Origin of the sequence: Streptomyces sp. NPDC048473 (genome assembly GCF_043200155.1) — a bacterium.
GTDB lineage: Bacteria > Actinomycetota > Actinomycetes > Streptomycetales > Streptomycetaceae > Streptomyces.
Map to the genome: position 1 here is coordinate 116,247 of NZ_JBICXE010000021.1, position 13,109 is coordinate 129,355.

The window sequence follows — 13,109 nt, forward strand, 5'->3', positions numbered from 1 at the left end:
GCGTCAACTCTAGGGAATTTCACCATGCAGCTTCGTAAGGTCACCGCCGCCTCGGCCGCCGTGCTCGCCCTCGCCCTGACCGCCACCGCCTGTGGTTCCGACGACAAGGACAGCGGCTCGGACGGTTCGGGCGGCGGCAAGAAGATCTCGATCGGCATCAAGATCGACCAGCCCGGTATCGGCCTGAAGACGCCCGACGGCAAGTACACCGGCTTCGACGTCGATGTCGCCACGTACGTCGCCAAGGAACTCGGCTACGACGCCAAGGACATCAACTTCAAGGAGACCAAGAGCGCCGACCGCGAGACGGCGATCGAGCGCGGTGACGTGAAGTTCATCGCCGCCTCCTACTCGATCAACGACGAGCGTCTGCAGAAGGTCGACTTCGCGGGCCCGTACCTGCTGGCGCACCAGGACATCCTGGTCCGGGCCGACGACGACTCGATCAAGTCCCCGGCCGACCTGAACAACAAGAAGCTGTGTTCGGTCGCCGGCTCGACCTCGGCGCAGAACGTCCATGACAAGCTGGCGCCGAAGGCCGACCTCCAGGAGTTCGGTGGTTACTCGGAGTGCCTGACCGGCCTGGAGAACAAGGTCGTCGACGCGCTGACCACCGACGACAGCATCCTGGCCGGTTTCGCCGCGCAGAAGGACTTCCAGGGCAAGTTCAAGCTGGCCGGCTTCAAGATGAGCAACGAGAACTACGGCATCGGTCTGAAGAAGGGCGACGCCGATCTCAAGAAGAAGATCAACGACGCGCTCACCAAGATGGTCTCGGACGGTTCCTGGGAGAAGGCCGTGAAGGCCAACTTCGGCCCGGCGAACTACAAGAACGAGCTCGCCCCGAAGATCGGCAACATCGTCAAGTGAAGCAGGGCTGACCGGGCGCGCCGTCACTGACGGCGGCGCGCCGTGCCCTCCTACACGCGGAAGCGCGGGAGATCGTGTTCGACTTTCTTGATGGTTACGACCTGCTTGGGGCGTTCTGGGTGACGGTGCAGCTCACCGTCTACTCCGCCCTCGGCTCCCTCATATGGGGAACGCTGCTGGCCGGCATGAAGGTCAGCCCGGTCCCCCTGCTGCGTGGCTTCGCCACCTCCTACGTGAACGTGGTCCGGAACATTCCGCTGACCGTGATCATGGTCTTCTCGTCGCTGGGCCTGTTCTCGACGCTCAACATCAAGCTCGGCGCCAGCGACTTCACCGACATCAACTTCCGACTCGCGGTGCTCGCCCTGATCGCCTACACGTCGGCCTTCGTGTGTGAGGCACTCCGGTCCGGCATCAACACCGTTCCTGTCGGCCAGGCCGAGGCCGCGCGTGCGCTCGGTCTGAGCTTCACCCAGGTACTGCGGCTGATCGTTCTCCCCCAGGCGTTCCGGGCGGTGGTCAACCCGCTGTCCAACGTACTGATCGCGCTGACGAAGAACACCACCGTCGCTTCCGCGATCGGGGTCGCGGAAGCCTCGTACCTGATGAAGGGCATGATCGAGAAGGAGGCCCAGCTGATCCTGATCTCGGCCGTCTTCGCGTTCGGCTTCATTGTCCTGACCCTCCCGACCGGCCTCGTCCTCGGCTGGGTGAGCAAGAAGGTGGCGGTGAAGCGATGACCTCCGTCCTCTACGACGCACAGGGACCGCGCGCCAAGCAGCGCAATATCCTGTACACGGTCCTGTTCGTGCTCGTCGCAGCGGTCGTGGTGTGGTGGGTGTACGACGGCCTCGCCGCCAAGCACCAGCTCGACTGGATCAAGTGGAAGCCCTTCTTCACCAGCTCCCAGCCCTGGGAGACGTACATCTGGCCGGGCCTCCAGAACACGCTCAAGGCCGCGTTCTTCGCCCTGATCATCGCGCTGCCACTGGGCGCGCTGTTCGGGATCGGCCGGCTCTCGGACCACCGGTGGACGCGGATGCCGTCCGGCGTGGTTGTGGAGTTCTTCCGCGCCATCCCGGTGCTGATCCTGATGATCACCGCCAACGCGGCGTACTCCGAGTACACCAATATCAGCACCGATGTGCGTCCGCTGTACGCCGTGGTCACGGGCCTGGTGCTTTACAACGCCTCGGTGCTGGCCGAGATCGTGCGCGCCGGCATCCTGTCCCTCCCGCAGGGACAGACCGACGCGGCCAAGGCGATCGGCATGCGCAAGGGCCAGACCATGGTCTTCGTGCTGCTGCCGCAGGCGGTGACCGCGATGCTGCCCGCGATCGTCAGCCAGCTCGTCGTGATCGTGAAGGACACCGCGCTCGGTGGTGGGGTGCTGACCTTCCCCGAACTGCTGGCATCGATCCGGCCGATGAGTGCGAACTACGGTGCGAACACCATCGCGTGCTTCACCATCGTCGCGGTCATCTACCTCGTGGTGAACTTCGCCCTCACCTCGTTCGCGAGCTGGCTGGAGCGTCGGCTCCGGCGCGCGAAGAAGAGCACGGGCGCGGTGGTCGGCGCCGGCCCCGGGGGTGAGCCGGAGACCATCGGTGCGCCGTCGCTCCACATCGATGACGGACGCGCCGTCTGACGGCTCGTCGACAGACGTCCGCGAGGGGCGGTGGCACATCTGCCACCGCCCCTCGCCGCGTTCCGGTGTCACTTGACGCACGCACCGGCAGTAGGTTGCATACGTTCTGTGATCGCGCACCGAGCCCCCGCCGCCACACGTCCTCCGCCTCCTACACCCCTTTCGCACTGTTCGCTCCTTTCGTCTGCATCATCTGCATCGTCTGCATCGTCTGCACGGATTCTTCGAGGAGCCACGTCGTGGACCCGGTGATCGTCGTCGGCGCCGGGCCCGTCGGCCTGGTGCTGTCGCTCGCCCTCGCGGCACAAGGCGTCCCTTCCGTCCTTCTCGACGAGGATCCGGCCAAGGACGAGACGCGGCCCGCCCGTACGGTTGTGCTGCGCGAGGACACAGCGGCCCTGGTGGAGCGGCTCGGCTGCAAAGCGCTCCGGCACGAGGGCATGCGGTGGTCCGGCTGGCGGTCCATGCGACGCAGGCAGCTGGTGCGGGAGCTGCCGCTCGGCGAGGACTCCCCCGACAGTGATCCGTTGCCGGCCCCCATCCATCTGCCGCAGCATGCCCTGACGCGCGGGCTGCGGGACGCGGTGGCCGCACAGGAGCTGGTGCAGGTGGCTCCGTACAGCCGGATCGACACGCTGGAGCAGGACCCGGCCGGAGTCACGGTCCACACCAGGGAGCCGAACGCGACCTGGTGGCGGGGGAGTTATCTGGTGGGCTGCGACGGCGCCAGGTCCACCGTGCGCAAGCTCCTCGACATCCGTTTCCCCGGGCGTACGGCGGTGGAGCGGCATGCCGTCGCGGCGCTGCGCACCGAGCTTCCCTGGCCGGGGCAGGCCGTGCTGCACCGGCTGCCGCCGTGGCGCACCGGCGGTGCCGAGGTGACCGCACGGCCGCTGCCGGACGGCGTCTGGCGGCTGGACTGGCTGCTGCCGCCGCGTGGTGAGCTCGTCACCCCGGACGCCCTGATCACCCGGATCCGGGACACCCTGGCGGGCTGGTGCGGCGAGACACCGCCGTACGAACTGCTGGACACGGGCGTGTACACGCTGCACCACCGGCTCGCCCTGCGCTGGCGGGTCGACCGGGCCTTCCTGGCGGGGGATGCCGCCCATCTGCTGGGCGCACTCGGCACACAGGGGCTCGACGAGGGGCTGCGGGACGCCGAGAACCTGGCCTGGAAGCTGGCCCAGGCCTGGCACCACGGCGCCTCCGACGTACTGCTCGACAGCTACCAGGCGGAGCGCCGGGCCGCGGTCGCCGCACGGCTGCGCGCCGCGGACCAGTCGCTGCCGATACTGCGCGGCGGCGGAGGTCTGCGGACCCTGGTCCCGGGGAGCGCACGGGGGCACGACTCGCTGCTCACCGACGGACATCTGGGGTGCGGCCCTCTCGGTGCGCCCCCCTCGTACTCGCACTCGCCCCTTGCGCCCCCACGCGCCGAGGCGCACACATCTGTGGGTACGCCCCCCGGTGCGCCGGTCACCGATGTACGGGTGACGGCGCCCGACGGCACGACCGTGCGGCTGCGCGAGCGTCTGGCGCAGGGGCATCTGCTGGTGGTCCTGGTGGCGCCCGGTACCGGGGTGTGGGACCGGCGTCACTGGATGACCGCGGGCGTCATGCCCCGCCTCGTCGCGGCTGTCGACGCGCTGCCGGTGAAGGGCGAGCTGCTGGTGACCGAGAGCTATCCAGGGGCGTCGGCCCACACCGTGCTGCTGATCAGGCCGGACGGCCACCTGGTGGCGTCGTTCGGCGGGGTACGGCCCCGGGAGCTCTTCGCGGCGGCCGACGCGACGCGCGGCGGCGCGGCACGCACCTCCGTGCGCTCCGACCAGACGGCGGACATCAATTGACCATCGCAGGCGCACATGGTGTACTCCGAAACGTGACCGACACCGATGTGCGCCTGTGGCGGAGGGTCCATATGGACCTCGTCCGCTATGCGGGCTGCGTGTGTCGCCCGTCCTGCTGAATCGCCTCTTCCTGCCGTGCTGTGCGCTCTGTCGTGCGGCCGTGCATCCGCGCGAACCCTCAGGACGGTCTCTGTGTCTGCCCCTTCGTCACCCTCTGTACGCATGTCCTCCGCCGCCGATGAGGCTTCCGGTCCGACGGCCGGGGAACTGCTCGATTTCGTCCGCCGTGTCGCAGCCGACGCCGAGAGCATCGCCTCGCTCCCCCTCGATCCCGAAGGCCGCACCTGGGTCCAGCTCGAAGGACCGGGCGGCAGTGAGGCCTGGCTGATCGGCTGGCCGCCGGGTACCGGCACCGGCTGGCACGACCACGCCGACTCGATCGGCGCCTTCACCACCGCGGTCGGCACCCTCAAGGAGCTGTCGCTCGCCGCCCGGCTGCCCACCGACGGCTGGAAGACCCTCGAACTCGCCGAGGGCATCGACCGTTCCCGGCAGTTGGCCACCGGCCAGGGCAGGGCATTCGGCCGCCACCACGTCCACGAGGTGCTGAACGAGTCCGGCACGGAGCACGCCGTCTCCGTCCATGCGTACTACCCGCCGCTGCCGCAGATCCGGCGCTACAGCCGTAACGGTGCGGTGCTCCGTCTTGAGCAGGTCGAACGGCCGGAGGACTGGCAGTGAGCGACAGCCGTCGGGGTGGTACGGGGCCGGTCGGGATCGACGAACTACTGGAACGGGTCCGAGCCGGGTTCGTCCGGGTCGGCCCACAGGAGGCGGTCGCCGCCGCTGCGGACGGGGCGCTGCTCGTGGACATCCGCTATGCGGAGCTGCGGGAACGGGACGGGCTGATTCCGGGGGCGCTGGTCGTCGAGCGCAATGAGCTGGAGTGGCGGCTCGACCCGCAGGGCAGCCATCGGGCCCCGGAGGCGGTGAGCCACGATCTCCAGATCGTGGTGGTCTGCAACGAGGGCTATGCGTCGAGTCTCGCCGTCGAGTCCCTGCGACAGCTGGGGCTGCACCGGGCGACCGATCTGATCGGCGGGTTCCAGGCGTGGCGTGCGGCGGGGCTTCCGGTCGAGGCCTGACGGACGGGGTGGGGGCGGGGGCTGGGTGCCGGCGGTCTGCTGTGCGACGCCGGCACCGGATCTTGTCGGCGGTTCACTGCCTGGACGTCGCGACCTCCACCGGGCGGACCCGGAGTGCCAGTCGGCCGGGCAGCGCCGTGGCGGTCAGTGCCAGCAGTGCCGCGCCGCCCACCACCGTCGCGTACACCAGCGGCAGAACGGCGGGCGCCGCACTGCCGGTCATGCCGATGCTGAAGGCGGTCAGCACAGCCAGTGCGATACCGCTGCCGAGGGCAGCAGCGATCAGCAGGACCGACAGGGCCTCGATGCGGAGCATCCGCAGGACCTGACGCCGGGTCGCGCCGGCCAGCCTGAGCATGGCGAACTCCCTGATGCGCTCGGACACGGACATGGCGAGGGTGTTGACGACGGCGATGGCGGTGAACGCCAGGACCAGGCCCATGGCGAGATGGTTGACCGCCGCATTCTCCTGCTGTCGGTCCGCCTGGAGCCGGTCGGCAGTCGCCGGGGCGAGTACGGAGACGCCGGGGAACTGCTCGAGTGCGGCGGCGAGTTCGTCGCGGCCGCTGTCCCCGGCGACCAGGACGGTGGCGGCAAGAGGGTTGTCCATGTGGCGGGCGAGCAGGTCATGGGGCAGGGTCAGGTCGCCGAATCCCAGGCCGCGGCTGTAGACGGCGGCCACGGTGAGGGTGGCAGGGGTGCCGTCGCCGAGGTGGAGTTTCAGCTTGCTGCCGGGGTGGAGGCCGAGCCGGTCGGCAGCGAGTTCACTGATCGCGGCGGTGCCGGGGCCGGTGGTGAACGCGGCGAGCGATCCGCGCGTCACGTCCGGATCCCAGGTGCGGGCGAGACCTGCCTGGGTGACGCCCTGGGCCGGGTACTTGTCGAGGCCGACGCGCACGGTGGTCCGTACGACCTCGGTGGCGGCCGTGACACCCGGCGTCCTGCGGATGGTCTCGGCGGCCGCGGACGGGACACCCGGCCCCTGCGCGGCCAGTACCCAGGTGGCGCGGACGCCTTCGCGGGCCTGGGCGCGGGCGGCATCGCCGAGCGTCGGCTGGACGAAGAGAACCGTGCAGGTCATCCCGATGAGCAGGGTGAGCGGGGTGACGACGGAGGCCATCCGGGTGGAGTTCCCGCGGATGTTCGCCGTCGCGAGGGGTCCCCCGGAACCGGCCAGTCGAAGTGGTCCCGCGAGCAGTACGGAAGCCATTCGTACGAGGATCGGGCCCAGCAGTGACACGGCCGTGGCCGACACGGCGACGGCCAGGAACGTGACAGGGGTCGCGGCGGCCTCGGTACGCAGGACGCTCAGTACGGCGACGAGAGCGGCGCCGCCCGCGAGCAGCACGAGACCCGCGACGATCCGGCCCCGGGCCGGGCCGCGCTCGACAGCGGACTCGGCCATGGCCTCGGCAGGACGGATACGGGCGATACGGCGACCGGAGATCCTCGCCGCCGCCCCGGCGCCGAGGAGGGTGACGGCCAGGGCCGCGCAGGCCGGGAAGATGCCTGCGGTGCGCTCCAGGGTCGCCGGGATCACACCCATGTCGATGAATCGACTGTGCAGCCAGCCGGCGAGGGGCAGTCCCGCGAGCACGCCGAACACACCGGCAACGGCTCCGACGACCAGGGCCTCACGGCCGAGGAGGCGCCGGATCTGACGCGGAGTGGCAGCGATGGCGCGGAGCAGGGCCAGTTCGCGGTGGCGCTGCTGGATGGAGAGCGCGAAGGTGCCGACCACGACGAGGATCGCGACCAAGAGGGACGTGCCGCCCATGGCGCCGCCCATGGAGACCAGCTTGATACGGGCTCCCGCGGCATCCAGGAACTCGACGGGCCCGCGGTCGTCACCGGTGACGACCTGCGCGGTGGTGCCCTTGAGCGCCTGCTCGACCTGATGCTTCAGCCGGGTGGGGTCGGTGCCGGGCGCAGGCATCACGCCGAGGGCAGTGATACGGCCGGGGCGGGCGGCAAGGCGCTCGGCCTCGGCAGTGGAGAAGAACAGCGAGGACTGCTGCCGGAGGTCGCCCCGGCCTGCCGGGGCCGCAATGCCACTGATGCGGTACGGGCGGGGGGTGCTGGTGGACTGGACGACGAGCCGGTCCCCGGGCGTCAGTCCCTTCTGTTCGGCGAGGCCGCGGTCGATCACCACGTCGTCCTCGGAGGCGGGGGCGCGGCCTGAGACGAGAACGAAGGGGGTGAGCGGGGCGGAGGCCCAGGAGTGGCCGTACGAGGGATGGGCGGCGGACTGTGACACGGGCTGGGTCGCGGACCGAGTCACGGGCTGGGTCACTGGCTGGGCCAGGAAGGTCAGTTCGGGAACAACCTTCTGTACGCCTTCCAGGGTGCTGATCCGGTCGGCGATGGCCGCAGGCAGCCAGGCGCGCTCGGCAACCGGCTTCGCCTTGTGTTTGACCTTGGTCTTTCCGTTGCCCTTGTGCTTGACGGTGGTGCGGTGGACGTTCTGGTCGGCGGAGACCACGAGTGGCGCGGCGGCATAGCGTTCGGTGGCGATCCTTCCGCGCAGGCCGGTCTCCAACAGCGTGCCGCAGGCGGTGATGAGGGCGGCAGCGCACATGAGGGCCAGGAAGGCACCGAGGAATCCGCCCTTGCGGTCCCGGATGGTCTGCAGGGCATAGCGCAGCATCATGGTGCGTCCGTCTCTTTTCTGTTAGTTGTCCGCCGGGATCACGGTCGGGGGCGGGTCTGGGGCCGAAGCCGGGTCGCTTCCGCGTCAGAGCGGCTCGGAGAGGGCGAGGTCGGCGCGGAGGGCCAGTTCACGCCGGTGGTGGTTGGTGGCGTGCGCAGCGTCTGTGACGTGCACGGCGTCTCCGTCATGCGCGCCTTCTCCGCCTTGCGCGCCTCTCTGCCATGCGTCACACAGTGCTCTGTGCAGAGATGTCCGTGCACTGGAGCGCGCCTGCGTCTTCGTGCTGGGGCTACCCCCCGCACACCGTTCGCCCATCCCCCGAATCCGCCCCGACACACCCGAACGCCACGCTCCGGTGGAGCAATCCCCGTACCCGACGGACATTCGCCTCAACGCCAAGGACCGACGTGACGGAGACCTCGCACCCATGCCGACCCCCGCCCCCACCCTCACCCCCGACCAGCTCGACGTTCAGGCCGCTCGTCTCCATGACACCGAGGCGTGGCAGCAGATCGTCTCCGGCTGGGGCCTCACCACCCCCGACCCCGCGCTCCCCTCCTCCCCCGGCACCGCGGAACAACTGCCGGACTGCCACCCGGCCGACTGGCGCGACCTGCTGTCCGTACCGGTCGACCAGCTCATCGCCGACTCCGTCCGCGCCCTGCCGGCGACCGCGCCGCGCGAACGGCCCCTCCCCGGGCGCCTGGGCGCGGTCCTCCCCGACCGGCTCCACTCCTGGCGGCGCATCGGGCAGCCCGAGGTGCGGCCCTCCACCCATCTCGCCTACGCACGGCAGATCCTGACCGAGTGGGGCTGGCAGAACACCCCGTACCGGTTGCGCAACGCCCGCGGCGCGCGGTGCGTCTGCGGCGCCCTTCTCACCGCACACCGCCTGGGCTACGGCTCCCGCGACACCGTGGACCGGGCGGGCGCCTGGCTCATCGCCGAGCTCCGCTCCCAGGGCTGGACCGGGCTGATCGGCCCCTGGAACCGGCACCCCGGCCGCACCGCCGCAGATGCGCTCGCCCTGATCGACGCCACCATCAGCCGCGCCGCCCGCGCCGGGCAGTAACCAGTACAACCGCCCCGCCCAGTAGGCCCGGGTCAGAAGGGCTCGTCCAGGCCTTCCGTGTCCTCGCCTTCTTCTTCCAGCGCCTGCCGCACCACGCGCAGGGCCATGCCTTCCCCGTACCCCTTGCGGGCGAGCATGCCCGCAAGGCGGCGCAGCCGTTTGTCGCGGTCCAGGCCGCGAGTGGAGCGCAGCTTGCGCGCGACCAGCTCTCGGGCGGTCGCCTCCTCCTGCTCGGAGTCGAGCTGTCCGACGGCCTCGTCGATCACTGCGGAGTCCACCCCTTTGGTGCGCAGCTCACGGACGAGAGCACGGCGAGCCAGCCCTCGGCCGTGGTGCCGGGACTCCACCCAGGCGTCCGCGAACGCGGCATCGTCGATCAAGCCGACATCCTCGAATCGCGACAGCACTTCTTCGGCCGCCTCATCCGGGATCTCCCGCTTGCGCAGGGCGTCCGCGAGCTGCTTTCGGGTGCGCGGGGTCCCGGTGAGCAGCCGCAGACAGATGTTGCGCGCCTGCTCGACCGGGTCTCGCGGCTCCCCCTTCTCGGCCCTCGACGAGGAAGGGGAGCCGCTGCTCCTGGAGCGGGAGCGGGCACGACGACCCGCCCCCTCACCGAATCCGGCGCCCGAGCCGGTGCCGGGACCCGGACCGGCCTCCGGCTCGTACGCGCCCTCGGACTCGGCCGTGTGTCCGGCGGCGAATTCGGGGCCGGGACCGGCGACATGATCAGTGGCGCTGACCGGCCACTCCGTACGACGCGTCACGGCCTAGCTCTTGGCCGCCGCAGTCTTGACCGGCTTGGCCTTGCCGGCCGGAGCGGGCACCGACTTCGTGCTGTCGGCCGGAGCCGCGGCGCCGCCCGCCGCGTCCGCACCGGGCTCGGCGGCGTTGGCATCCGGCCTGACGCCGATGCCCAGCTTCTCAAGGATCTTCTTCTCGATCTCATTGGCGAGATCGGGGTTGTCCTTGAGGAAGTTACGGGCGTTCTCCTTGCCCTGGCCGAGCTGGTCGCCCTCGTACGTGTACCAGGCGCCCGCCTTGCGAACGAAGCCGTGCTCCACGCCCATGTCGATCAGACCGCCCTCGCGGCTGATGCCCTGGCCGTAGAGGATGTCGAACTCGGCCTGCTTGAAGGGCGGCGCGACCTTGTTCTTCACGACCTTGACGCGGGTGCGGTTACCGACGGCATCGGTGCCGTCCTTCAGCGTCTCGATCCGGCGGATGTCGAGGCGCACCGAGGCGTAGAACTTGAGCGCCCGGCCACCGGTCGTGGTCTCCGGCGAGCCGAACATCACACCGATCTTCTCGCGGAGCTGGTTGATGAAGATCGCGGTGGTCTTGGACTGGTTGAGCGCGCTGGTGATCTTGCGGAGTGCCTGGCTCATCAGTCGGGCCTGCAGACCCACATGCGAGTCGCCCATCTCGCCCTCGATCTCCGCGCGCGGCACGAGCGCCGCGACGGAGTCGATGACGATCAGGTCGAGGGCGCCGGAGCGGACCAGCATGTCCACGATTTCGAGGGCCTGCTCGCCGTTGTCCGGCTGGGACAGGATGAGGTTGTCGATGTCGACGCCGAGCTTCTTCGCGTACTCGGGGTCGAGGGCGTGCTCCGCGTCGATGAAGGCCACCGAGCCGCCGAGCTTCTGCGCATTGGCCACCGCGTGCAGCGTCAGCGTCGTCTTACCGGAGGACTCCGGTCCGTACACCTCCACCACACGGCCGCGCGGCAGGCCGCCGACGCCGAGGGCCACGTCGAGGGCAGTCGACCCGGTGGGGATCACCTCGATGGGCTCGTTCGGCCGCTCACCGAGGCGCATCACCGCGCCCTTGCCGAATTGCCGTTCAATCTGTGCGAGTGCGGCGTCCAGCGCCTTCTCGCGGTCGGTTCCTGCCATGGGTTCCACCCGATTTGCTTGAGTCGATCGCTTCACGTCAAAGACGCTAACCCCTGCCACTGACAATGGGCCTCGACGTCCTCCCGGCCTGTGGACAACTCCACGGTCGGGCCCGGGAAAACCCGGCCGGAATCCCATGAGAATGGATGTTCGATTTTGGTGTCAAGCGCACCACGCCGGACCGAACTGCCCCCAGAGTAGCGCCCTAGCACTCCGCTCTCGGGGAGTCAAGATCAACGATCGACACCGTGCTGAATTCCGGCCGTATGGGGACAGAACCCTCAGGAAAAGTGGCTCTGGTGGCCGGGGCGACGCGGGGTGCGGGCCGTGGCATCGCTGTTCAGCTGGGTGCGAATGGCGTTCGCGCTGGCGCACGAGCTGGAGCCGCACGGCGCGACCGCCGTGTCCCTCACGCCCGGCTGGCTGCGGTCCGAAGCCATGCTGGAGGCCCACGGCGTCACCGAGGCGAACTGGCGTGACGCGATCACGCACTCGCCCCACTTCGCCATCTCCGAGAGCCCGGCCTTCGTCGGCCGGGCAGTGGCCGCGCTCGCGCAGGACCCCCGGGTGTCGCGCTGGAACGGCGGGTCGCTGTCCAGCGGGCAATTGGCGAAGGTCTACGGCTTCACCGACCTCGACGGCAGTCGGCCCGATGCCTGGAGATATGTCACCGAGGTCCAGGACCAGGGCGGGCCGGCCGACGTGACGGGCTATCGCTGAAACGAGCCCCCATCACCGAGGCAGTCAGGCACGTTCCGGATACTCCCCGGCCCCGTCCTGTCCGCCCCGGCCCTCATTGCTCTCGGCAGTCCGCCAGGACCGGCGCAGCCGCGTGAGCACCGGCTCACCACGTTGCTGGCGGCGGCCGTGCACCCGCGGGTCGTCCGTCACGTCGTACCGCTTCACATAGGCGCCGAGGAACGCCTGGAGCGTGGCGACGGCCGGGATCGCGATCACCGCACCCACGGCACCCATGAACGCCGTGCCCGCGATGACCGATCCGAAGGCGACCGCCGGATGGATGTCGACGGTCTTGGAGGTGAGCTTGGGCTGCAGCGCATAGTTCTCGAACTGCTGGTAGACCACGACGAACCCGAGCACCCACAGCGCGTACCAGGGGTCGATGGTGAACGCGATCAGCATGGGCAGGGCGCCTGCCAGATACGTACCGATCGTGGGGATGAACTGGGAGACCAGTCCGACCCAGATAGCGAGCGCGGGCGCGTACGGAACACCGAGGATCACCAGCAGGATGTAGTGCGCGACCCCGGAGATGAGTGCCATCAGGCCGCGCGAGTAGAGGTAACCGCCGGTCTTGTCGACCGCGATCTCCCAGGCCCGCAGGACCTCGGCCTGCTTGGCGGGCGGCAGTACGGAGCACAGGGCGCGCCGCAGCCTGGGACCGTCGGCGGCGAAGTAGAACGAGAACAGGAAGATCGTCAGAAGACGGAACAGCCCGCCGAGCACGGTGGTGGAGATGTCGAGCACTCCGGTCGCGCTGTTCTGGACGTACTTCTGCAGCCAGTCGGAGTGCAGCACGCTGTCCTGGACCTCGACCCGGGAGAGCTCGGTGTGGAAGTTCTGGTTGACCCAGTTGATCACCGAGTCCAGATACTTCGGGAATTCCTCGACCATGTCGACGATCTGGCCCGCGAGCATCGAGCCGAGCAGCACGACGAAACCGGCCGCGGCTATCAGCACGGCCAGGAAGACCAGGAAGGTGGCGAGGCCGCGACGCATGCCGCGGGCCGACATCCGGCTCACCGCCGGCTCGATGGCAAGTGCGAGGAAGAACGCGATCAGCACATTGATCAGCAGCCCGATGAGCTGGTCGAACGCCCAGCTGCCGAGCTGGAAACAGGCGTAGAGCGCCAGAGCGAGCACCATGGCACGCGGCAGCCACGCGGGCATACGGGCCGGCCCGGTGCCGGACGGCGCGGCCGGCGGGGCGGACGGGGCAGGCTGAGTGGGAGGCG

Annotated in this window: 12 protein-coding genes and 1 pseudogene; 9 read left to right on the forward strand and 4 right to left on the reverse strand. The window is 69.6% G+C overall.

Annotated features, from left to right (window positions below; genetic code table 11):
- Positions 1-24: 24 nt before the first annotated feature.
- From ACGFU7_RS28870 to ACGFU7_RS28900, 7 genes are all read left to right on the forward strand, one after another.
- On the forward strand, positions 25-870 hold the full coding sequence (locus ACGFU7_RS28870) for a glutamate ABC transporter substrate-binding protein (protein ID WP_393699510.1): 846 nt from the start codon (positions 25-27) through the stop codon (positions 868-870).
- 74 nt (positions 871-944) lie between these two features.
- Complete coding sequence (locus ACGFU7_RS28875; protein ID WP_393699511.1) at positions 945-1,610, forward strand: amino acid ABC transporter permease; 666 nt, start codon at positions 945-947, stop codon at positions 1,608-1,610.
- On the forward strand, positions 1,607-2,518 hold the full coding sequence (locus tag ACGFU7_RS28880) for an amino acid ABC transporter permease (RefSeq protein WP_393699513.1): 912 nt from the start codon (positions 1,607-1,609) through the stop codon (positions 2,516-2,518). The genes ACGFU7_RS28875 and ACGFU7_RS28880 overlap by 4 nt, the downstream gene beginning before the upstream one ends.
- 239 nt (positions 2,519-2,757) lie before the next feature.
- Positions 2,758-4,371, forward strand: coding sequence for an FAD-dependent monooxygenase (locus tag ACGFU7_RS28885; protein WP_393699514.1), 1,614 nt, complete (start codon positions 2,758-2,760; stop codon positions 4,369-4,371).
- 47 nt (positions 4,372-4,418) lie between these two features.
- Positions 4,419-4,490, forward strand: a complete 72-nt coding sequence (locus ACGFU7_RS28890) for a putative leader peptide (protein ID WP_309544753.1) — start codon at positions 4,419-4,421, stop codon at positions 4,488-4,490.
- Between the two features lie 103 nt (positions 4,491-4,593).
- Entirely contained in the window at positions 4,594-5,112 is a 519-nt protein-coding gene (locus tag ACGFU7_RS28895) for a cysteine dioxygenase (protein WP_393699515.1), read from the forward strand.
- Positions 5,109-5,516 carry a rhodanese-like domain-containing protein gene (locus ACGFU7_RS28900; RefSeq protein ID WP_393699517.1) on the forward strand — a complete coding sequence of 136 codons (408 nt, stop codon included), beginning with the start codon at positions 5,109-5,111 and terminating at the stop codon, positions 5,514-5,516. The genes ACGFU7_RS28895 and ACGFU7_RS28900 overlap by 4 nt, the downstream gene beginning before the upstream one ends.
- A 73-nt stretch (positions 5,517-5,589) precedes the next feature.
- Here ACGFU7_RS28900 and ACGFU7_RS28905 read toward each other — a convergent pair whose 3' ends face one another.
- The gene (locus ACGFU7_RS28905) at positions 5,590-8,166 is read right to left on the reverse strand and encodes an FtsX-like permease family protein (protein WP_393699518.1); all 2,577 of its coding nucleotides are present in this window, start codon (positions 8,164-8,166) and stop codon (positions 5,590-5,592) included.
- A gap of 427 nt (positions 8,167-8,593) precedes the next feature.
- Between ACGFU7_RS28905 and ACGFU7_RS28910 the strand changes: the two genes are divergently transcribed.
- Positions 8,594-9,238 (forward strand): hypothetical protein, encoded by a 645-nt coding sequence (locus ACGFU7_RS28910; protein WP_393699520.1) that lies wholly within the window; start codon positions 8,594-8,596, stop codon positions 9,236-9,238.
- A gap of 32 nt (positions 9,239-9,270) precedes the next feature.
- On the opposite strand, the gene recX is transcribed toward ACGFU7_RS28910, so the two are convergent.
- Positions 9,271-10,002, reverse strand: coding sequence for a recombination regulator RecX (gene recX, locus ACGFU7_RS28915; RefSeq protein WP_393699522.1), 732 nt, complete (start codon positions 10,000-10,002; stop codon positions 9,271-9,273).
- Between the two features lie 3 nt (positions 10,003-10,005).
- Positions 10,006-11,133 (reverse strand): recombinase RecA, encoded by a 1,128-nt coding sequence (gene recA, locus ACGFU7_RS28920; RefSeq protein ID WP_393699523.1) that lies wholly within the window; start codon positions 11,131-11,133, stop codon positions 10,006-10,008.
- Positions 11,134-11,484: 351 nt separating this feature from the next.
- On the opposite strand from recA, the pseudogene ACGFU7_RS28925 reads away from it, so the two are divergent.
- Positions 11,485-11,853, forward strand: a pseudogene (locus ACGFU7_RS28925) (short-chain dehydrogenase); the annotation flags it as partial.
- 24 nt (positions 11,854-11,877) lie between these two features.
- Here the strand turns inward: ACGFU7_RS28925 and ACGFU7_RS28930 are convergent.
- A complete protein-coding gene (locus ACGFU7_RS28930; RefSeq protein WP_393699563.1) occupies positions 11,878-13,044 on the reverse strand; it encodes an AI-2E family transporter in 1,167 nt (388 codons plus the stop codon).
- Positions 13,045-13,109: the final 65 nt, after the last annotated feature.